The sequence below is a fragment of the Spirosoma spitsbergense DSM 19989 genome, assembly GCF_000374085.1.
GTDB classification, from domain to species: domain Bacteria; phylum Bacteroidota; class Bacteroidia; order Cytophagales; family Spirosomataceae; genus Spirosoma; species Spirosoma spitsbergense.
The window spans coordinates 68,756-91,163 of record NZ_KB893433.1 but is presented as its reverse complement, the minus strand read 5'-3'; the positions used below and the strand labels follow the sequence as shown (position 1 = coordinate 91,163).

Sequence of the window (22,408 nt, the reverse complement as noted above, 5' to 3'; positions counted from 1 at the left end):
GTGAAGGCGAACTATCGGGCATAATTCGGAACTTTGACTACCTGATTTTAACTCGTTTTACCACATGAACGTTTCTGTACAATGGGAGGGTGTTTACCCCGCGCTATTGACTCCCTTCACGGCTGATGACCAAGTCGATTTGCCGCTTTTCGAGAAAAATCTCCATGCCCAGTTCGATGCGGGTGTTCACGGATTTATCATCGGTGGTTCACTGGGCGAAGCCAGTACCCTGCTGCACGAGGAGAAAATGGCGTTGCTAAAATCGGCCCTGATGGTGTGCGAAGGCAACGTACCCGTACTGGTCAACATTGCCGAACAGAGCACGAAAGTCGCTATCTCGATAGCGAAGGATGCCGAAGCCAGCGGGGCCGACGGTCTGATGCTGCTTCCGCCTATGCGCTACCCGGCCGATGCCCGCGAAACGGTGACGTTTTTTAAGTCCGTAGCGCAGGAAACGTCGCTCCCAATCATGATTTATAATAATCCGTATGATTATAAAATTATGACCACCGTAGCCATGTTCGAGGAACTGGCGGAGCTGCCTAACATTCAGGCGGTAAAAGAATCGACCCGCGATCTGACAAACATTACCCGGATGCGGAATGCCTTCGGCGACCGCTTCAAACTGATGGGCGGTGTGGATACGCTGGCCCTCGAAGCCCTGCTGCTGGGTTGCGATGGCTGGGTGGGTGGACTGGTGGATGCCTTCCCGCAGGAAACCGTGGCTATTTATAACCTGGCGAAAGCGGGGCAGGTAGCCGAAGCACTGGAAATCTACCGCTGGTTTATGCCGTTGCTCGAACTGGATATTCATCCCAAACTGGTACAATACATCAAACTGGCCGCTCAGGCAACGGGTATCGGTTCGGAATACGTACGGGCACCCCGCTTGCCGCTCATCGGAGACGAACGCGAACAGGTGATGGCTATCATTGAAAAGGCAATGGCAAACCGGCCGGTACTAGTCTAATGAGTGAATTGTGAATGACTCAATGAGCGAATGTTTCGTCGCAACCTCATTCACAATTCGCTCATTGAATCATTCACTCATTAAATCATGGCTGAATTTCATTTTTTCTGTATCGACGCACATACCTGCGGCAATCCGGTGCGGGTGGTAACGGGGGGCAGTATTCCATTTTTGTCCGGCGAAAGCATGAGCGAGAAGCGGCAGCACTTCCTGCGCGAGTACGACTGGATTCGGCAGGGGCTGATGTTTGAGCCGCGTGGCCACGACATGATGTCGGGCAGTATCCTATATCCGCCCACCGACCCTGCCAACGATGCAGGTGTGCTGTTCATCGAAACGTCGGGTTGTTTGCCCATGTGCGGGCATGGCACCATCGGCACCGTAACCGTGGCCATCGAGCAGAATCTGATTACGCCCAAAATACCGGGTGTGCTGATTCTGGAGGTGCCCGCCGGACTGGTTCGGGCGGAGTATGTGCAGGAGGGTAAGAAGGTGACCTCCGTGAAGATTACCAACATTAAGTCGTATCTGGCGGCTGAGAAATTAACCGTCGAATGCCCGGAGTTGGGTGAACTGACGGTTGATGTAGCCTACGGCGGTAATTTCTACGCCATTGTCGACCCGCAGCCTAACTTCCCCGGCCTGGAGCATTACAAGGCCGAGCAGCTTATTGGCTGGGCACGGGTAATGCGCCAGCGGATGAACGAAAAATATGCATTCGTCCATCCTGAAAACCCGACCATCAATGGCCTGAGTCATATCTTGTGGACGGGAAAGCCTTTGCAGGAGACATCCACCGCCCGAAACGCCGTTTTTTACGGCGAAAAAGCCATCGACCGGTCGCCGTGCGGCACGGGAACATCGGCCCGGATGGCGCAGTGGTACGCGCAGGGGAGGCTCAGGCCGGGTGATGTATTTGTTCACGAAAGTATTATCGGGTCTATCTTCAACGGACGAATCGAAGCCGAAACAGAGTTGGCCAATCAACCGGCCATTGTACCCAGCATTGAAGGATGGGCCAGAATACATGGGTATAATCACATTATTCTGGACGACGACGACCCGTACGTTCACGGCTTTCAGGTAATCTAAAGAGTGAAAGAGTGAATGGGCGAAAGAGCGATTGCTCTGGATATCGCTCTTTCATTCTTTCGCTCATTCACTCTTTACAAAATGCACATCGGTATTATTGGTGGCGGAATTATCGGGCTTTGCTCGGCCTACTATCTGCATAAGGCGGGCCACCGCATAACGGTATTTGACCAGGGAATCATCGCTGATGGGTGTTCCCTCGGCAACGCGGGTATGATTGTGCCCAGTCATATTATTCCGCTTGCCCAGCCGGGTATGATGGCTAAAGGAATGCGCTGGATGCTGAAATCGACCAGCCCATTTTACGTAAAACCCCGCTTAAACGCGGACCTGATGCGTTGGGGCTGGTTATTTTACCGGCACTCGACCCCCGAACATGTAGAACGGTCTATTCCGCTGCTGCGCGATTTGAGTCTGCTCAGTAAAACGCTGTATCAGGATCTGGCGGCTAATGGTGACCTGGATTTTGAATGGCAGGAACGGGGACTGTTTATGCTGTATAAAACAGCATCTGCAGAGCGTGAAATGGCGGAAGAAGCCGACGTAGCTAACCACGCCGGTATCGAAGCCAGATTGCTGAACGGTCAGCAGGTACAGGATTTTGAACCCCATGCCCGCGTTAATGTGCGGGGAGGGGTCTATTATCCCGGCGATGCCCACCTGAACCCCGGCCAGTTAATTCATTCGCTGGTCACTTACCTCAGTAAAGAAGGGGTAACGTTTCTGGAGAAGCATCCCGTAACGGGTTTCGGGACAACGGATTCGCGCATAACGGCCATCCACGCGCGCGGCTCACATGAAGTGGACGAAGTAGTCGTAGCCTGCGGTGCCTGGTCGCCGGAAATGGCCGGGCAGTTAGGGCTGAAACTACCGTTGCAGGGCGGAAAAGGATACAGTTTTTTGTTGCATAACGTAACCAACAACGTTCGGATACCGGCCATCATGCTCGAAGCCCGTGCCACTGCCACACCGATGGGCAGCGACCTTCGCTTTGCCGGAACGCTCGAGGTAGCCGGTACCGATATGCAGGTAAACATGAACCGGGTACGGGGTATTGTAGAGGCCATCAATCAGTATTATCCGGAAGTCCCCGTTGCTATGCCCACCGTCGAACGGGTTTGGCGGGGTCTGCGCCCGTGCTCACCGGACGGCCTGCCGTACATCGGCCGCACGCAGAAATACGAAAATGTGATTCTGGCTACAGGCCATGGCATGATGGGGTTGAGTCTTGGTCCGGCAACCGGTAAATTAGTGAGTGAAGTAGTAGATGGTCCATCAAAAAGTATGGATATTGCCGCATTCAGGCCGGAGCGATTTGCCTGAACGGTAAACAAAGCCCTTCGTGTTTAATTTCGATACTCGCTTCTAACCCATTCTCCTATGCAACTATCACTACGTTTGCTTTTCGTCCTGTTCACCGGAACGCTATCAGGGGCCATCGCCCAGCCGACCCCGTCCAGTGCCATAAATCAACAAACCAGTGATGTGCATAATCTGCTCACGCAATACGAAGCTGATTATGGAAGCCTAAACCGGTTTTATGTCATAGATGGCTCGCCGGAGCGACGGGAACGGTTTCAAAAACTGAACGCCGACTATTTGAGTCAGCTACAGCAACTGAATTTCGACCGGATGACTACCGACAGCCGGGTCGATTACCTCCTGTTCAGGCGTGACTTGCAGGAAAACGCGCAAAAACTGGCGCAGGAAGCTACTGAACGCAATCAAATCAAAGCGTGGTTTCCCTTCGCCGATTCGTTGTACGCCATTGAAAAACTGCGTCGGCGGGGACACAAACTGAATGCTCAGGCGTTGGCCGGAATGCTCAATGCGTTGGGACCTCAACTGGCAACCGCCCGGAAAGAAGTTGAAAAGATGGAAAAACCCGACCCTGCACTACTGCGCCGGGCGGAAGAAACCAGCCGGGGACTACAGAAAGCCTTGAAAAGTATCTACACCTTTTACAACACCTACGATCCCGATTTTACGTGGTGGCTACAGAAACCTTATCCGCAGGCCGACAGTCTGCTGACGGCGTATGGTAAGTTTTTCAGAAAGAAAGCCGAAGATGCTGCTCCTACCAAAGCCGATGGTAGCGGCATAGCGGGAGTAGCCGTGGGCCGGGCCGAACTGCTCCGGCAGTTGCAGGTTGCTATGATTCCGTACTCGCCGGAGGAACTGGTCGAGATTGCCAACAAAGAATTTGCCTGGTGCGACCGCGAACTCCTGAAAGCCTCCCGCGATATGGGTTTTGGCGACAACTGGAAAGCCGCTCAGGAAAAGGTAAAAAATACCTATGTGCCCGCTGGCGAACAGCCCGAAATGATTCTGCGGCTATACGACGAGTCCATTGCGTTTTTGAAACAAAAAGACCTCATCACCATCCCACCCCTGGCTGAAGAAACATGGCGTATGAACATGATGTCACCCGAACGGCAGCGGGTTTCCCCTTTCTTTCTGGGTGGTGAACAATTGCTCATTTCCTATCCTACCGACGACATGAGTCACCTTGATAAACTGATGAGTATGCGGGGAAACAATCCCCATTTTTCCCGTTCTACGGTTCACCACGAACTCATTGCGGGCCATCATTTGCAGGGCTTCATGAACAACCGCTACAAAACCTACCGTAACTTTGGCACACCTTTCTGGACCGAAGGGTGGTCATTATACTGGGAAATGCTGCTTTGGGATCAGGGGTTTCCCCAATCGCCCGAAGACCGGATTGGGATGCTGTTCTGGCGGATGCACCGCTGCGCCCGCATTATTTTTTCGCTCAATTACCACCTCGGCAACTGGTCGCCCCAGCAGTGTATTGATTTTCTCGTGGACAGGGTGGGGCACGAGCGCGCCAATGCCGAGGGCGAAGTAAGGCGGTCGTTTGTGGGTGGCTATCCCCCGTTATACCAATTGGCCTATATGACGGGTGGCTTTCAGTTTCTTGCCCTCAAAAAAGAACTCGTCGATAGTGGTAAAATGACCTACAAGCAGTTTCACGATGCCGTTTTGCACCAGAATGCCATGCCAGTAGAAATGGTGCGGGCCATTCTTACCAATCAGACACTGCCCAAAGATTTCAAGACTAACTGGCGATTTTATCCCCTCGGCGCAGCTTCGCGTTGAGATAAACTTTCTTTCCTTTCGTTATGACCAACACGCCCGAAAAAACCATGAATACCGATTCTTTTCAGGGTATCGACCCCGCTACTGGCCAACCTTTACCCGGCTTTTTTCAGGAAGCTACAGCCGATGAGGTAGCGCAGGCCTGCGAAAAGGCCGCCATTGCTTTTCTGGAATATCGGAAAAAATCAGGAGCCGAAAAGGCCGATTTCCTGGAAAAAATAGCGGACGAAATCGAAGCCATTGGCGACGAACTGTTGCAACGTGCCCAGGCCGAATCGGGCTTGCCGCTACCCCGCCTAACGGGCGAGCGCGGACGCACCACGGGCCAGCTTCGGTTGTTTGCCGAATACCTGCGCGAAGGCTCCTGGGTAAACGCCCGCATCGATACCGCCCTGCCTGACCGTCAGCCCCTGCCCCGTCCCGATTTGCGCCAGATGCTTCGTCCGCTGGGGCCGGTGGGAGTTTTTGGGGCCAGTAATTTCCCGCTCGCTTTTTCTGTAGCGGGTGGCGATACGGCTTCGGCGCTGGCGGCTGGCTGTCCCATTGTGGTAAAGGGGCACCCGGCGCATCCGGGCACGTCGCAGTTGGTGGGTGATGCCATTCTGCGGGCCGTCACGGCTTGTGGTATGCCCGATGGTACGTTTGCCATGGTACAGGGACGCACTACGGCGGTGGGCATGGCCATTGTGGAACATCCGGCCATCAAAGCGGTTGGGTTTACGGGGTCATTGCGGGGCGGCAGAGCCTTGTTCGATGCCGCTGCCCGTCGCCCGGAACCGATTCCGGTTTATGCCGAAATGGGGAGTACTAACCCGGTCTTCTTTTTACCTCAGATTCTTAAGGAAAGGGGGAGTGCATTGGCTCAGAACTACGTAAGCTCCGTTACGCTGGGAGCCGGTCAGTTTTGTACCAATCCGGGCGTTGCTGTTCTGCAGCAATCGCCCGAAGCAGACACGTTTATGGAGGAGGCTGCCACGGCGGTAACCGCCAGCAAACCCGCCACCATGCTCACGCAGGGCATTCAGCGGGCGTTTGCGGAAGGAATTGGTAAACTGACTACCGCCGAAGGGGTTCAGACGCTGGGACAGGCAACGGCCGCCGATAGCTTTGCCAATGGTACACCCATATTGCTGAAAACAACCGCCGAAGCCCTGCTGGCTAACCAGGCGCTGGCCGAAGAGGTGTTCGGGCCGGGCAGCGTTTTGGTCGAAGCTAAGGGCCGGGAACAACTACTGGCTGTAGCACGGAGTCTGGAAGGCCACCTGACCGCTACGGTATGGGGAACAAACGAGGAACTACCCGATTACGCTGACTTACTCGAAATTTTGGAGCAGAAAGTAGGTCGCCTGCTTATTAACGGCTTCCCGACAGGTGTAGAGGTAAGCCACGCCATGCAGCACGGTGGTCCGTACCCGGCTACCAGCGACTCGCGCTCAACCTCCGTTGGTACCAACGCCATCCTGCGCTTTGCCCGCCCCGTTTGCTATCAGAACTTCCCGGATGCGTTATTGCCCGATGAACTGAAGGTGGCTAATCCGCTGAATATCCAGCGGTTGGTTGACGGGAAGTGGACCAGTTAGTACTTCTTTTATTTCTCATGCATAAAATCTGGTTTATCCTACCCCTTCTGATGCTGGCCAGTCATTGTGGATTTGGGCAATCGGCTGGCTCACTGGTTCAGAAAAACGCCGGTGATGACTGGGAACTGGTATGGGCTGACGAGTTTGAAACGGATGGATTGCCAGATCCAAAAAACTGGACGTTTGAAACGGGTTTTGTCCGGAATAATGAGCTTCAATGGTACCAGCCAGACAATGCGAGGTGCAAAGGTGGTTTTCTCATTATTGAAGGCCGTCGCGAGCATAAGCCCAATCCAAACTACCAGCCAACCAGTTCTAACTGGAAAACGAATCGTCCGGCCATTGACTATACCGCTTCCAGTTTACACACTAACGGGCTCCATAGCTGGCAATATGGTCGGTTTGAGATGCGGGGGCGTATTGATACCAGCCCCGGCATGTGGCCCGCTTTCTGGACGCTGGGTACCAAAGGGGAGTGGCCGTCTAACGGCGAAATCGACATTATGGAGTATTACCGGAACATGCTTCTGGCCAATGTAGCCTGGGGAACGACCAAACGATACACCGCCGAATGGCGGAGCACCAGAAAGCCAATGGACTCGTTCATCGATCCCAACTGGTCGAAGAAATTTCATGTATGGCGGATGGACTGGGATGAAACGGCCATTCGATTGTACGTCGATGATGCCTTGCTGAACAGCGTTTCGTTATCCGAAACGGTCAATAAAGATGGAACCGGCGTCAATCCGTTCCGGCAGCCCCAATACATGCTGTTGAATCTGGCGATCGGTGGTGATAATGGGGGAGATCCCTCAAAAACAACGTTTCCCCGGCTGTTTGAAGTCGACTACGTGCGGGTTTACCAAAAAAAGTAACTACCTGCTGTGGTTAAAAAGCCGTTCGGATACCCTTACCTGTCTGACAATCAACTTTTACGATGCAGCAAAAATCAACACCGGGGTTAAAGGCCCTGCTATTTAGTGGCTGGATAATCAGTTTAGTCGTTCCCGGTACTATGCTGGCGCAGACCGACCCGCCAAAACCACTTACGATTGAGGTAGATTTAAAGCAGGACCAGGGACCACTCAAGCCCATCTGGGCGTGGTTTGGGTATGATGAGCCGAACTACACGTACATGAAGGACGGTAAAAAACTACTCACCGAAATTTCGCAGTTGAGCCGGGTGCCCGTCAATGTAAGGGCGCACAGCCTGCTCGTAACCGGCGATGGTACAGCCGCGCTGAAATGGGGTTCGACCAATGCGTATACCGAAGACAAACAGGGAAACCCCGTGTATGACTGGACAGTTGTCGATAAAATTTTCGATACGTACATCGAACGGGGCATGAAACCCATTGCTCAGATCGGGTTTATGCCCGAAGCACTCTCCACAAATCCCCAGCCGTACCGCCATCACTGGAAACCCGGCGATAACTACAATGATATTTATCTGGGCTGGGCCTATCCGCCAAAAGACTACACAAAGTGGAGCGAACTGGTTTTTCAATGGGTAAAGCACTCCGTTGCCCGGTACGGCCGGAAAGAAGTAGAAAGCTGGTATTGGGAGTTATGGAATGAGCCAAACATCAGCTATTGGAAAGGTACAACCGAAGAATACATTAAACTGTACGACTACACCGCCGATGCCGTAAAACGGGCATTACCGACCGCTAAAATGGGTGGACCCGAAGTAACCGGTCCCGGCAGCGAAGGCTCTCAGACATTTTTCAGGGCCTTTATGGACCACGTTGTCAATGGTAAAAACTACGTGACGGGCAAAACGGGTTCGCCCATTGATTTCATCACCTTTCACGCCAAAGGAGCACCGAAGTTGGTGCGGGCCGCGTCCGGTGAAGGTCACGTACAGATGAATATGGGTACACAACTGCGCGATATTGACAAGGGCTTCGAGCTAGTGGCGTCGTACCCGACACTAAAAAACCTGCCAATCATCATTGGGGAGTCAGACCCGGAGGGGTGCGCGGCCTGTTCGGAAGATATGAGTCCACAAAACGCCTACCGGAATGGTACCATGTATTCCAGCTATACGGCGGCTTCGTTTGCCCGTAAATATGATTTGGCGCAGGCGCGTGGGGTTAATCTGGCGGGTGCCGTTACCTGGGCGTTTGAATTTGAAGACCAGGCCTGGTTTCGCGGGTTTCGTGATTTAGCTACCAATGGCGTAGACAAGCCGGTGCTGAACGTGTTTCGAATGTTTGGTATGATGACCGGCAATCGGGTAGGGGTGAAGGGCGGTCTGGCATACGATTACGCCCGCATCCGGGACCAGAGTGTGCGGGCCGAAGCCGACATCAATGCGCTGGCGACCAAAGATGCGAAAACAGCAGCCGTTATGGTCTGGCATTACCATGATGATAACCTGCCTGCTCCCGATGCCCCCGTTTCCGTTCGGATTGCGGGCGTGCCAGTTCAACGAGTCCTAATTCAGCATTACCGTATTGATAAGCAGTTCAGCAATTCGTACGAAGTCTGGAAAAAGATGGGTTCGCCCAGAACACCAACGTCGGAGCAGATAACCGAACTGGAAAAAGCCGGACAACTAAAGCTCCTCACCTCGCCTGAATGGGTAACGGTAAAAGATGGTACCGTAATGCTCAATATGGAGTTGCCGCGTCAGGGCGTATCGTTGTTGAAACTTTCGTGGGAGTAAATACGTCGGGAGGAAGGCTGTCGGCAATTAAACCAAATCATTTTCTCCCTGTCGAACGTTTATCTAAAAAAATCAATGATGAAAAAATCCCTCATTTTAGTGTTGCTCGTGCTGCCCCTGTTTTTCAGCCAGTGTAGCGTAAACCAGCAGATTTCGCAGGCCAAAACCCTGGGAGACTGTAAATACAATATTGTTTCGGCCGATAGCGTATTACTGGCGGGGACAGATGTGCGGCAGTTTCAGTTCAGTAAACTGGACGATTTGTTGCGTTATCCTAAACTGGCCACCGGCCTGCTTTTACGAAATGTACCACTGAGTGCCCGCATTAACCTCGGCATTAGAAACCCAACGGCCAAACTGGCTGGTATCAATCAGATGGAGTACAAAATTCTGCTGGCCGGTCAGGAGATGTTCACCGGGTTTTTGAATGAGCGTATTGAGGTGCAACCCGGAAGTACGACCACCATACCTATTCGGTTAAGTACGAATGCCTATCAGTTGATAACCGATGGAGCTACCCGCGATGCGTTTGTCCAACTGGTACAAAACCTGGGTGGATCGCCTGGTACCCAACCGTCTAAACTGACCGTTAAACTGAAGCCAACCCTGGCACTAGGCGATAAGGCCGTCAACTATCCGGGGTATATTACTATCGAGCAGGAAATAACCAACAAAACTATAACGGGTAATTAAGGGTATTCTGACCATCTCTATCCCTTTTACGTTATACTCGGTATTTTTTGACCCGCCCCGGCTTTTTTTTCCGGGGCGACTTTTTTAGCTTGCTTCCGATTAAGCAATAAGTTTTCCATCCTTAATCTATTACTTTCTAATGCGTTATTACTTTACTACCCTGCTATTATTCAGCCTGATTGTATTGGCCAGTGCTCAATCCAATACAATTCAGATTACGCATAACGAAGCGAAAAAACAGGTTACTGTTACGGTAGATGGCAAACCATTTACTGCCTATATATATCCCGGCCCGGCAGTGCTGAAAAAGCCGGTTTTATACCCGATTATGTCGGCTGGTGGTAACTTTATTACCCGGGGCTGGCCACTCGATCCCCGCCCGAACGAGCGTACCGATCACCCGCATCATGTAGGTATGTGGTTCAATTATGGCGACGTGAATGGTCATGATTTCTGGAATAATTCGAATGATATCAGCCCTGGTTTCAAAGGGCCTTTCGGTACTATTGTTCATACGGGTGTGAAGTCAATGAAAAGTGGTAAGGGCAAAGGAGAACTGATCGTTACGTCCGACTGGCTCGACAAAGATGGGAAACCCATGCTTCAGGAAACGACAACCTACAATTTTATGGCCAGTAACGACAACCGTACGATTGAGCGGATCACCGTGCTGAAAGCTATGGGTAAGGATGTTGAGTTTAAAGATAATAAGGAAGGAATGATTGCCTTGCGCATGGCCCGCCAACTGGAACAGCCTTCTACTAAACCCGAAGTTTTTACGGATGCCCAGGGTATTGCCACGAAAGTGCCGATGTTAAACAATGAAGGCGTGACGGGTTTATACCACAGTAGTGAGGGAGTGGAAGGCGATGCTGTTTGGGGAACCCGGGCCAAATGGATGAAATTGACCGGTAAGGTCAACAACGAAACCCTTTCGGTTGCGCTGATCGATAATCCACAGAATGTAGGCTATCCAACCTATTGGCACGCTCGTGGCTATGGCCTGTTTGCTGCCAATCCGCTGGCACCATCCATCATGAGTAACGGCAAAGACCCTGCCATGAATTATACTTTACCAGCGGGCAAGGCCGTTACGTTTCGGCACCGACTGGTGATTCAGTCGGGTGATCTGTCCGATTCAGCCCTGAGTCAATTGACGAAGTGATAAAAAACCTCCCTGTCGGCAAATATCAACAGATGAGTTCTTTGGCATCTTATTTGCAAGTCGGCATAAACAGTACATCAAATTGAGCAGGTTACTATGGCCCGTACTTCTTCCAGGCATTTTCTAAGTTGGATTTATCTGCTTGCTACTGCTGCTACGCTAACGGTTCCTCCACTCCACGCGCAGCCTCGCATCAAGTCCACTTTTCCAATAGCTGCACCAGCCGCGAAGTCGTTACGGCTGGCAGCCGATGGTCTGCAAACAATTGAAAATTCTCAGATTCGGGTGGGCATCAACACAAATGCTGGTGGAGCCATAACGTACCTGGCTTTTGTCAATGATCAGGGTGGTAATGTGAATACCCGAAACATGATTAGCAACCCTGACTTAGGTCGTCAGGTTCAGATAGCGCTGTATAGTGGCCCCACCAATTATTCAGATGCTACCGGCTGGACTAACCTGGGATGGGATCCTATTCAGGCCGGCGATGCCTTTGGTTATCCTTCGCGGGTTATTGCATTTGAACGGGGTGATAACTCACTTTACGTCAAAACAATTCCTAACCAGTGGGGCGTGCCGAATGAGCCCGGTGAAGCCACCATTGAACACTGGGTCCGACTGGAGGGGAATGTGGTGAAGGTACACGCCAAAGTGGTTATGTTCCGGAGTGACAAAACTCAGTATGACGCCCGTCAACAGGAGTTTCCCTGTGCTTACCTGACTGGTGATTACCATAACATGTGGTATTATAGCCAGGGTTCCCCCTATACCAATGGCGAATTAACCCTTTCCCGCATACAGCCTCCCGCAACGGCCTTATTCGGTGACGTATTTCCTACCGAACCCTGGATGGCATCGACAAACAGCAATGGATATGGAATGGGACTGTATGTGCCGAATAACCTCTCCTGGAAAAGAGGTTACTTCGGAGCTGACCTGAGCGGGGATGAATTCAGTACGGTAGCCTCTTATATTGCTGCTACAAACAACGTCGTTCTTGATCACAACCTGGTTTATGAGTGGGATTATGAATTGATTATGGGAAACCTGAATACGATTCGCTCTTACGTCTACAACAAACCCCGGTTGGCCTCCGGACCTAATTACGTGTTCGATAACTCGCGCCATGGATGGTTCTATGAATCGGCGACAGATACCGGATTCCCAATTTCGGGTAAATTACACGTTAACTTGTCCGATGCGTCACGGTCGCGAATCAACTCACCATTCGTTTTCTGGAAGGGGCGCGATAATCAGAAGATTTATCTGCGGGCTGCTTTCAAAACGCTCAGCGATAAGTTTCGTATGAAATGGCGGCTAAGCTATGAAACAACTACCTATGGTGATAAATTTATTGAGTTCCCCATTATCAATGATGGGCAGTTCCATACGTACGCCATTGACCTGAGTAATCAGCCGAAGTGGCTCGACAACAACATTGGGCAGATTCAATTCGAAACGACGGCTACTACAAATGGGAATGACGTATGGGCCGAATTTGCCTGGATTTCTACCAACCCAGATAGCTCTACGCCTACTCCCCAGCCTCCCGTGGTTGTGATTCCCTGCGACCCAGGCTGTTCTGTATTTACTGTGCAGAAACTTCAGTTTAGTCGTCCTGGGCGGTAGTCACTAGTACCAAAGAAAAGGCGGTCAGCATGTTTTCCTCATGCTGACCGCCTTTTCTTTGGTAAAAAAATGTTGCTTACCAGGTCGAAGGGCTGAGCAACAGGGGAGCGTTTCGCTAATTAAGATGGACTAAGGCCGAACGATAAACACGTCCGTTCAGTGATTGCATCCACGCACGTAATACCTCATTTTCTGTAGTGGCCCGGCCAAGTTCACTATCAATCTGCCGAAGCAGGAAAAGGAGTTGATGGATGTGTTGCCACTGAACGGCCAGGGGATCGACACCGTGCGATGTCGGTTGCTTACGAACCTCCTGCGTAAGCTGGCGCAAACTCATTTTAAGATGATATCGCAGTATAATCAGCCTACTGGCCATTGGTAACCCTTTCGGATTACGTTCCATGTGTGAAATACCTTTAGCCAACACATTATTACGGTGCTGAAGCTGATCGGATACGATCATCCAGGCATGTTCGGCCTGCAGTAATTCATAAGAAATTCTTTTCATGTTGATTAGTACAGTACGGTATACTAACAAATATAACGAAATGTAGAATAGTTAATTGGAATATCTGCTGATTTGGCAAATATTTATCGGCAAAAAGTGGGTTTTGTAAATTATTAAATGGGAGGGTCAGTGGATTGTTTAACGACTGGATAACGAATGTTTGCGTAGTAGATGGTTACCCTCAGTTTACGAACCTGCCCTATCTACTGATGGGGTAGGGAGGTTTACACTAAACTCTTTATATTCGCCCTGAATGTGAGTTGTTTCCCTCAAACTGCTTTTTTTATGGACCCTATCTACCGTGCCCTGATCGTTTGTACAAACCATACGGACTATCCGACCAAGACCCATAAAACAGGTTTATGGCTGAGTGAAGCTACTCATTTCTACGATGAATTAGCTGACCGGAATTTACCTTACGACATTGCCAGTCAAAAAGGGGGACCTATATCCATCGACGAGAAAAGCGTTGACAGGCGCGATACAACAGACGAAAAATGGTACAATAACCCGATATTCCGATCAAAACTGGAGAACTCGCTGAAACTGGATGATATCGACCCCGCTGATTACCAAATCATCTATTTTACCGGTGGGCACGGTACCATGTGGGACTTTCCCAACAATCAGTCGATCCAGCGAATCACGCAGTACATGTACGAAAATGGGGGTATGGTAGCCGCCGTTGGTCACGGTGTAAGTGCCCTGCTCAACATTACGCTGTCTGACGGGAGTTTATTGGTAAAAAATCGTCAGATAACGGGTTTCTCCAATACGGAAGAAAAACTTGTTCGGCTGGATGGGGAGGTGCCTTTTCTGCTTGAGGATGCCTTACGGCAGAAAAATGCACTGTATAGTAAGAGTCTTATTCCGTTTCTACCCTACATCGAAGTTGACGAACGGTTGGTAACCGGGCAGAATCCATTGTCAGCCCGGAAAGTAGGTCGTAAAGTATTGGAAGAGATGTACGAGAAGTGAAGTAAGCCAGAATAGCAGGCTAAAATCGTCCTGGATGCCTTAAACGACTGACTGAGTCATTACCTCCCGTAAGGTCTTCAACTCCTGATCTTTCTCCGAAACAATGGGGTCTTTAACGCCCCAGTCGATATTCAGGTCGCGGTCATTCCATATAATGCCCGATTCGGCCGCTTTGTTATATACATTCGTGCATTTGTAGCTGAACACACTGTCTTCCAGTGCCACAAATCCGTGCGCAAAACCTTCCGGAATATACGCCATGTTAGCCAGCTTGGCATCCAGCAAAAAGGTTTCGTACTGACCGAAGGTGGGTGAGTCAGGCCGAAGATCAACGGCAATATCCAGAACCTGACCGCTGATAACCCGCACCAGTTTTCCCTGAGCAAACGGTTCGTTCTGCATGTGTAACCCCCGCAAAACACCTTTAACCGAAAAAGACTGGTTGTCCTGTACGAAATCCATCGGCAAGCCTAAGGATACGAACAGCGGTTTGTTATACGATTCGAAAAAATGGCCTCGTTCATCCTCAAATACGCGTGGAATCAATTCAATTAGGCCCTCAATGGCTGTTTGCCGGAATTGCATAGAAGTTAGTTACGTGTCTTTAGGCAAATTTATGAAACCAATACCGTAAGTCGTACTTTTGGCCTAATCATTTTAGGTTTTTGATTACACGATTTCGCATGACTTACCAGGAACTGACCCATCAGATTTTTCAAAAGCAGTCTTACCTCTGTGTCGGTCTGGATACTGACATCCGTAAAATCCCTTCTCATCTGCTTACGGAATCCGATCCCGTTTTCGCTTTCAACAAAGCCATAATCGACGCTACTGCCGATGTGGCTGTGGCCTATAAACCCAACATTGCCTTCTACGAAGCGCAGGGGCCTCGTGGTTGGGAAAGCCTTCAGAAAACAGTGGAGTACATCCCCAAAGCTATCTTCACCATTGCCGATGCAAAACGGGGTGATATCGGTAATACATCGGATTTGTACGCCCGTACGTTCTTCGACCCCACGGCTGCGGGTCTGACCTTCGATGCTGTGACGGTAGCTCCATATATGGGCCATGATTCTGTACTGCCTTTTCTGAACTACGCGGGTAAGTGGGTTATCTTACTGGCACTGACCTCAAACCCAGGTAGTGCAGATTTTCAGCGGCAATCGGTAGACGACCGGGAACTTTTCGAGCTGGTTATCGGACAGGCTCAAACCTGGGCCGATCCTGAAAAACTTATGTTTGTGGTAGGCGCTACGCAGGCAAAGGAACTGAAGCGAATTCGGGAAATAGCCCCCAGAAATTTCCTGCTTGTGCCGGGCATAGGAGCCCAGGGAGGATCGCTGGCCGATGTATCCCGTTACGGACTCACCCCCGACGGAGGATTGCTGGTAAATGCTTCCAGAAGTATTCTGTACGCATCCAGCGGGCCTGATTTTGCAGGACAGGCTCGCGCAGAAGCCCGGCGTTTACAGGCAGAAATGGCGGAACAGTTAGAAATGATGGAGAACAAAAAATAAACCGCATGGGCGACCCCGAATGGATAATCTAAAGCAATAAGCTAATTAGTTGGCTTTATGATGGTTATTGCAGATAATTGTACATTATTTATTTTTAATGACACATTAGCTGCTCCGTGCCCGAATCGTTCCTGTATTTCATCTGGCAGTACCAGTACTTCAATAAGACCAGCCTTGCCACTACGGATGGCGACGCGATACAGGTGTTGCATACGGGTTTCAGAAACTATGATGCCGGACCTGATTTCACCCATGCCCGTTTGCTGATCAATGAGGTAGAATGGGTAGGTACGGTAGAAATGCACGGCCGCACGTCGGATTGGCTCTCCCACCGTCACCAGCATGACCGGGCTTACGATAATGTGATTCTGCATGTTGTATGGCAGGATGATCGGGCCACCAATGGCCGTCGGGTAGATCGTACCAATGGAACACCGCTGCCAACGCTCGAACTGAGCCCCCTTACCGACGTGGCATTGCTGGATCGGTATCATGCACTGAATGATTCGGTGGATATTATCCCATGTGCCGGGCAATTCAGGTCTGTGTCACCCCTGCGTCTCACATCCATGCTGGATAAGGCTATGCTACAACGACTCGAACGAAAAGCAATGGCTGTTCGGCGCGTATTTGAGCAAACAAATGGCGACTGGGAAGAAACAGCCTACCGAATGCTGGCCATAAACATGGGGTTTAAGGTCAATGCGGATCCTATGGAACAGCTCAGCAGGGCGGTACCGCTGAAAGCTATCATGAAACACCGGGATGCCCTGCATCAGGTAGAGGCCCTGTTGTTTGGTACCGCTGGCTTGCTGGCCCTGGATGAATCCGATGAGTACATAGCCATGATACAGCGTGAGTATCGGTTTCTGGCCGTCAAATATTCCCTTGCTGACCGGCAGTTAGAAGCCCATGCCTGGAAATGGGGACGGTTACGACCTGCTAATTTCCCAACACTCCGTTTGGCTCAACTGGCCCGTTTATTGACTAATCAGGGTAGTTTATTCTCACTTTTTGCCGGTACAACAGATACCGAAACACTTCTAGCCGTTTTGCAGGTACAGCCGTCAGCTTACTGGCAATCACATTATCGGTTTGGAAAAACGACGGATAAAGCAGCACCGGCACTGGGCCAGACATCGGCTGAGAATATTGTGGTGAATACCGTGGTACCGTTACTGGCGGCCTACGCCCATCACCGGGGAGAACCGGCTTATATTGACCGGGCTGTTAGCTTGCTGGAGCAGTTACCAGCCGAAAAAAATCACCTGATAGATAAATGGAACACCCTGGGGCTGGGTATCCGAACGGCTTTCGATTCGCAGGCTGCCATTGAACTTCACAACGAATTTTGCGCCGTCAAAAAATGCCTGAGTTGCCAGATAGGCGCGGAGTTACTGAAAAAATGATGGGTTATAACTAATGAATGTGCTCAGAAGAGGCATCATTCATTAGTTATAACCCATCATTCACTTAGCTAATCACCATATCCTGCTTTGTGGCATCCCATGTAACGCGCTTACCGGTATGCAGGGCCGTAGTGGCCATGATGTTCGCTACGGAGTGATTAAAGCCAACGCGGGCAGGGGCATTGGGCTCTTTACGGCTGCGTACGCACTCCATCCAATTAAGCATGTGTAAGGAGGTCATTGGATCACCGCCGGTATTGGCCGATGTTTCCATTTTGGCCGCTTCGCCGAGTGACATGGTTGGCAACAGGTTGGCCTGCATGTTCATGTCTTTGGCGTATTTGGCTTCGAGTCCACCTTCTGGCGAAATTTTGTTCGTGTCGAGGTTAATCATGCCCCCGTTCGAATAGTAATATTCCTTCACCCCACCGGCTTCGTTGTTCATACGGGAGGAGTAGAGCACCTGGAAACCTTTGGTTTTATCATTGTCCGGGCCGTAGTCAAATACAGCCGTGAAGGTATCGGGGTTCACGCGGCCATCTTTCCAGCTATAAATACCCCCATTGGCCACTACTGACCGGGGATGATCCAGTCCGCTGAACCAGTGTACGGTATCAATCTGGTGCGACATCCACTGGCCGGGAATACCCGATGAGTACGGATAAAATAACCGGAATTCGAGGTACTTGCGGGGATCCCAGGCCGTTTTGGGGCGGTTGAGCTGGTACCGATCCCAATCAGTATCTTCCTTGCGGATCTCAGAGACCAGCTTGGGCCGACGCCACCGGCCGGGCTGGTTCACATTCCAGGTCATTTCGACCATCGTAATATCGCCGAATTTGCCGGATTTGATAAAATCATTGGCCTGGTGATAATTGGGGGCAGACCGGCGTTGCGAACCAACCTGTACAATTTTCTTTGAACTTTCTACGGCTTTAACGGCTTTTCGGGCATCGTCCAGGGCTTCGGCGAAGGGCTTTTCGCAGTAAGCATCCCGGCCCGATTCAACGGCAGCTACGCAATGTAGGGCGTGCTGAAAGTCGGCGGTCGAGATGATGACGGCATCGACATCTTTCCGGTCCAGGAGTTCGTCGTTGTTGCGGGCTTTGAAAAAAGAGCTATCGTTGAGCCCTTTTCCTTTCAGGTACTGGTCCGCTTCATCGCGACGGCGGCTCCAAATATCTGAAACACCCACGAAAGCGAAATTCTGGGCTTTGGCATGTTCGGAGAAGGCCGGTGCCAGCGACTGCCGGAACCTGTCCGAGAAGCCGATAATACCCACCCGAACGCGGTCATTCGAACCGATAATCCGGTTATAACTACTGGCCGAGATACCCACCGTTGGCAGGGCCAGCCCCAAACCGGCCACTGCCGATTTTTTTATAAACTCACGACGATTTTCCATATGATTCAAACTTGGTAGAAAAATGTTAGTATAGGCAGAGAGGCAAAATTCCGTTAATGTTGCCTCTACAATGTTTTGATTTTGACGTTTCGGAAATAAACCCGGTTACCGTGGTCCTGAAGCAGGATGTGCCCTTTTGGAGCCTCGCCAAAGCGTCCTTTTTTATTGTAATCGGGTGCTTTGTACTTGCTCATGGCAACCAGTTCCCTGAATTTCTCACTGCCGCGTTCATACTCAAGTACTTTTTTTCCGTTTAGCCAATGTTCAACGTGGTGCCCCTTGGAAACAACGCGCCCCGTATTCCAGTCGCCAATCGGATTTGCTCTCTTGCCACTGGCCGGAATCAGGTCATAGAGTGAACCAACGGTACGGTCGCCATCCCGGCCTAATTTTGCATCAGGGTGTTTGTCATCGTCCAGCACCTGGAACTCCAGCCCGAAAGCCGATCCTTTTGGTTTAGGGCTTTCTTCTGCCACAAAATATTTAACGCCACTGTTAGCCCCTTCGGTCAGTTTGAAATCGAACATCAGATCGAAATCACTGTATTCAGCCTCTGTAACGATGTCGCCAAAACTGTGCGACTCTGAGCCGTCTGACTGTTGAATGGTTAACATCCCATCGGCTACGTCCCAACCTTTTTCCGGGAATTTATCTTTATAAGCGCCCCGCCAACCATTAGTAGTCTTACCGTCGAAGAGCAGTTTCCAACCCTCTTTTTTCTCTTTGGCTGTCAACGTATTGGGTGTTTGGGGTTCTTTCGCAGCCAGTAGCCCCGACAACAGAAGACCGAAAACAAGTAGTTTTTTCATAGCTGTTATTCGCAAAACTCACAGAGGATGATTCAGTGTTTTGGTGATATACTCCTTATTGATTTCAGCGCATTCCTTTGGTGTTTTATTTTTTTCGGGAACTCCGTCCAGTTCAACGATTCCCCAGCCTTTAAACTTGATATCGTTCAGTGCTTTGAATACGGCTGGAACGTCTACATTACCCCGACCCAGTTCCACGAATTTATACGCTTTGGCATTGTCTGTATTATCGGGCAGGGGCGACATCGTGTCTTTCAGGTGAAGCGCATAAATGATGTCTTTGTATTGCTTCACCGCTTTTTCGGGCTGACCTCCGCCCTGTTTGTAGTGGGCAATATCGAGTTCCAGTTTCACAAATTTTGGGTTCATCGCCTGCACAATCACGTCCACTTCTTCGGGGGTTTCGCCGAGTTGGTGCATGTGGTTGTGGTAGGTAGCCTGAACGCCCAGATCGGCGGTTTGCTTCCCAATTTCGTTCATTACGGCTGCCAGCCGCTTTAACTCCTCCGTAGTCGGGAGCCGGTCTTTAGGCCGGGCCGAGTTAGTCAACTGAATAGCCGAACCACCCAGTGCTTTCACAAAGCTGGCGTGGGCCACGTGTGTATCAATCGTACTTTGCTCTTTGGCGGGGTCAATCTCGACATTACCGCTCGAAAACATAGCCAGCGTCAGATGATGCTGATCGAGCAGGGCTTTCAATTCGGCTGGTTTAGTCCGATAAGGCCCGAAGGTGTTGGCCCGAATCTGAATACCATGATACCCCAGCGCTGCCAGATCGGCAATAGCCTGAGCATCGTTACCCCCCCACGTAATGGAAGAATAGGCTATTTTTAATCCTGGGGCTATGACTGACCGGGCAAACACGGTATCAGCCGCAATGGCAAGAGCAAGGGTGGATAACCCAGCTGTGGTCAGAAATTGGCGCCTGTTAACAGATTCGTTCATGATGTACTGAGAGAGTAATTAAGTAGTAGTAACCCATTTGTATAGTTACCGATGTTTGTTAAAATGAACTGTTTTCTAAACGAGACTACTCAGAATAAGTGCAATGTGCCTTTGTTCTACTACTGTAAAGAGCAAAAGAGTGAACGAGTTGAAACCCATGGGATAGGTTTTTTACTCGTTCACTCTTTTATTATCTAATAGCCAGGATTCTGCGGGAAACCGGGGCTACCGTCTGTAGCTGGCTGGCTTCGGTCGATCTGGGCCTGCGGAATTGGACGTAGATTGTGAATTTCTTTTACGTTCGGGGCCGCATCAGGATTGTATAGTTTATCTCGTTCAACTAGATTACCCCATCTTTTCAGGTCCATCCACCGCGTTTGCTCACCAGCCAGTTCGCGGGCTCGCTCCTGATAAATCATTTCCATATTCATATCGGCAGCCGTAATGGTCATTTCGGCTGTTTTGCCCGGCCATGCTGCACGCTGACGTACCACGTTGACAGCATCAACTGCTTCTTGGGTCTTGCCCAGTTTAAATTGTGCTTCGGCCAGCATTAGATAGGTCTCAGCCAGGCGGAATGCTAAGTAATCGCGGCTACCGGCTTCGTAGGTTTTGTCCGGGCGGTTTGGGTCAAGGAATTTTTTGAGCGTCGGAAATAAGGCTGCTGAGTACGCACTTGGCACCAGTACCTGGTAGGGTCGCTTGGCCCGTTCGGCCAGCGGCATTTCGTAGCCCGGAATGAAGATGGCTGTATCACCGGCTTTAAACGTCACTTTCGCTTTTGAGTTGTCAAAGGCGGTATTGAACGTACCCGGGTTATTGGACAGCCATGTATCCTGGAACGATTTCTTATAACGCGAATCATTCACACGGTCCTTGAAGCAGGTTTCCAGCAAAAAATCAGTTGGGCGCTGTCGCTTGAATGGACGACCGTTGGCGATGTCCCGCACCATGCCCGCCTGCACGTCGTACTGCATTACAAAGTACAGGTGCAACGAGTTGCCACCCCCGTTTGTCAGTGGATCGGCCGTGTATTGCACGGCAAAGACAACCTCATCGTTGATTTCGCCACCACCCTGCTGAAAGACACTGGCAAAATCGGGCAGCAGTTTGAAACCGTAGTTTTTAATAACATTCTGGGCGTACTGCGCGGCTTTGGCATAATCGTCAGCAGCTTTGGCCGACGAGGTAGCTTTGGTCAGATACACCCGCGCCAGCAGGTGTTCGGCAGCGGCTTTGGTAGCCCGGCCGTAATCGTTGGCCCGAATTTTGGGGTCCAAATCAGGAATGGCCGCTTCGAGATCGGCCGTAATCGCCTTGTAGATATTGGCTTCCGAAGCCCGGCTCGTTACTTTTGTTGGCCCCAGCGTTTCGGTTAGCCGCAAATCGACGGCCCCCCACTGCTGTACCAGAATGAAGTAATAATGCGCCCGTAGAAACTTCATCTCGGCCACCCTTGATTTTTTCACTGCGTCGGATACGGTTGCTGCTGGCGCGCGTTCGATTACAGCATTACAGGTATTGATACCCCGGTACAGCTCCGACCACATGTTGAAAAGTATATCTACGAAACTGTTCAATTGCGTGTCGTAAAAGTGGAACCCTTTGTAACTCCCGTCGGCCCCGGCCCGGTAAATGTCCGTACCGTACTCGCTCATGGTCAGCCCCTCCTGGGTACCGTAGAATGCCCGAAGCGTCGAATAAGCGGCCTTACTGGCATCCTCAAAGCCCTTTGGCGTATTGATGTAATCATTGCCAATGGCCGAGATTACGGTTTCGTCCAGCACATTCTTGCACGCCTGTCCACTCAGCAGGAGCGCAGTCAGAGCCAGAATACGAAATGATTTTAATGACAATATTGGTTTCATATTTTTTGAAATCTAAAAAGTTGTCAGCACTGACGCGAAGGCCCAT

General features: G+C 50.7%; 19 protein-coding genes. 13 read left to right on the top strand and 6 right to left on the bottom strand.

Annotated elements, in window-relative coordinates; all coding sequences use genetic code 11:
• Window positions 1-64 precede the first annotated feature (64 nt).
• The 10 genes from B157_RS0107055 (at window position 65) to B157_RS0107010 (ending at window position 12,923) form a co-directional block, all read left to right on the top strand.
• Window positions 65-970 carry a dihydrodipicolinate synthase family protein gene (locus tag B157_RS0107055; RefSeq protein WP_020602661.1) on the top strand — a complete coding sequence of 302 codons (906 nt, stop codon included), beginning with the start codon at window positions 65-67 and terminating at the stop codon, window positions 968-970.
• Window positions 971-1,057: 87 nt separating this feature from the next.
• Complete coding sequence (locus B157_RS0107050; protein ID WP_020602660.1) at window positions 1,058-2,062, top strand: 4-hydroxyproline epimerase; 1,005 nt, start codon at window positions 1,058-1,060, stop codon at window positions 2,060-2,062.
• An 81-nt stretch (window positions 2,063-2,143) separates the two neighbouring features.
• Window positions 2,144-3,385 carry an NAD(P)/FAD-dependent oxidoreductase gene (locus B157_RS0107045; RefSeq protein WP_020602659.1) on the top strand — a complete coding sequence of 414 codons (1,242 nt, stop codon included), beginning with the start codon at window positions 2,144-2,146 and terminating at the stop codon, window positions 3,383-3,385.
• A gap of 57 nt (window positions 3,386-3,442) precedes the next feature.
• Window positions 3,443-5,185, top strand: coding sequence for a DUF885 family protein (locus B157_RS0107040; protein ID WP_020602658.1), 1,743 nt, complete (start codon window positions 3,443-3,445; stop codon window positions 5,183-5,185).
• Between the two features lie 23 nt (window positions 5,186-5,208).
• The gene (locus B157_RS0107035; protein WP_020602657.1) at window positions 5,209-6,765 is read left to right on the top strand and encodes an aldehyde dehydrogenase (NADP(+)); all 1,557 of its coding nucleotides are present in this window, start codon (window positions 5,209-5,211) and stop codon (window positions 6,763-6,765) included.
• Between the two features lie 17 nt (window positions 6,766-6,782).
• The gene (locus B157_RS0107030) at window positions 6,783-7,640 is read left to right on the top strand and encodes a glycoside hydrolase family 16 protein (protein WP_041951950.1); all 858 of its coding nucleotides are present in this window, start codon (window positions 6,783-6,785) and stop codon (window positions 7,638-7,640) included.
• Window positions 7,641-7,702: 62 nt separating this feature from the next.
• Window positions 7,703-9,436 (top strand): GH39 family glycosyl hydrolase, encoded by a 1,734-nt coding sequence (locus B157_RS0107025; protein WP_020602655.1) that lies wholly within the window; start codon window positions 7,703-7,705, stop codon window positions 9,434-9,436.
• A 78-nt stretch (window positions 9,437-9,514) separates the two neighbouring features.
• Complete coding sequence (locus B157_RS0107020) at window positions 9,515-10,129, top strand: LEA type 2 family protein (protein WP_020602654.1); 615 nt, start codon at window positions 9,515-9,517, stop codon at window positions 10,127-10,129.
• 139 nt (window positions 10,130-10,268) lie between these two features.
• A complete protein-coding gene (locus B157_RS0107015; protein WP_020602652.1) occupies window positions 10,269-11,294 on the top strand; it encodes a DUF6807 domain-containing protein in 1,026 nt (341 codons plus the stop codon).
• 96 nt (window positions 11,295-11,390) lie between these two features.
• Entirely contained in the window at window positions 11,391-12,923 is a 1,533-nt protein-coding gene (locus B157_RS0107010) for a hypothetical protein (RefSeq protein WP_020602651.1), read from the top strand.
• Window positions 12,924-13,038: 115 nt separating this feature from the next.
• Here the strand turns inward: B157_RS0107010 and B157_RS0107005 are convergent, their stop codons facing one another.
• Window positions 13,039-13,431 (bottom strand): hypothetical protein, encoded by a 393-nt coding sequence (locus tag B157_RS0107005; protein WP_020602650.1) that lies wholly within the window; start codon window positions 13,429-13,431, stop codon window positions 13,039-13,041.
• Window positions 13,432-13,716: 285 nt separating this feature from the next.
• On the opposite strand from B157_RS0107005, the gene B157_RS0107000 reads away from it, so the two are divergent.
• On the top strand, window positions 13,717-14,409 hold the full coding sequence (locus tag B157_RS0107000) for a type 1 glutamine amidotransferase domain-containing protein (protein ID WP_020602649.1): 693 nt from the start codon (window positions 13,717-13,719) through the stop codon (window positions 14,407-14,409).
• Window positions 14,410-14,448: 39 nt separating this feature from the next.
• On the opposite strand, the gene rfbC is transcribed toward B157_RS0107000, so the two are convergent.
• Window positions 14,449-14,994, bottom strand: a complete 546-nt coding sequence (gene rfbC, locus B157_RS0106995; protein WP_020602648.1) for a dTDP-4-dehydrorhamnose 3,5-epimerase — start codon at window positions 14,992-14,994, stop codon at window positions 14,449-14,451.
• Between the two features lie 98 nt (window positions 14,995-15,092).
• On the opposite strand from rfbC, the gene pyrF reads away from it, so the two are divergent.
• Window positions 15,093-15,926: an orotidine-5'-phosphate decarboxylase gene (gene pyrF, locus B157_RS0106990; protein WP_020602647.1), complete on the top strand. Its 834-nt coding sequence runs from the start codon at window positions 15,093-15,095 to the stop codon at window positions 15,924-15,926.
• Between the two features lie 116 nt (window positions 15,927-16,042).
• Entirely contained in the window at window positions 16,043-17,335 is a 1,293-nt protein-coding gene (locus B157_RS0106985; protein WP_020602646.1) for a DUF2851 family protein, read from the top strand.
• A 64-nt stretch (window positions 17,336-17,399) separates the two neighbouring features.
• Here the strand turns inward: B157_RS0106985 and B157_RS0106980 are convergent, their stop codons facing one another.
• From B157_RS0106980 to B157_RS0106965, 4 genes are all read right to left on the bottom strand, one after another.
• The gene (locus B157_RS0106980) at window positions 17,400-18,740 is read right to left on the bottom strand and encodes a Gfo/Idh/MocA family protein (protein WP_020602645.1); all 1,341 of its coding nucleotides are present in this window, start codon (window positions 18,738-18,740) and stop codon (window positions 17,400-17,402) included.
• Between the two features lie 65 nt (window positions 18,741-18,805).
• A complete protein-coding gene (locus B157_RS0106975) occupies window positions 18,806-19,549 on the bottom strand; it encodes a 3-keto-disaccharide hydrolase (protein ID WP_020602644.1) in 744 nt (247 codons plus the stop codon).
• Window positions 19,550-19,567: 18 nt separating this feature from the next.
• Entirely contained in the window at window positions 19,568-20,494 is a 927-nt protein-coding gene (locus B157_RS0106970; protein ID WP_020602643.1) for a sugar phosphate isomerase/epimerase family protein, read from the bottom strand.
• 194 nt (window positions 20,495-20,688) lie between these two features.
• Entirely contained in the window at window positions 20,689-22,362 is a 1,674-nt protein-coding gene (locus B157_RS0106965) for a RagB/SusD family nutrient uptake outer membrane protein (RefSeq protein ID WP_020602642.1), read from the bottom strand.
• Between the last annotated feature and the right edge of the window lie 46 nt (window positions 22,363-22,408).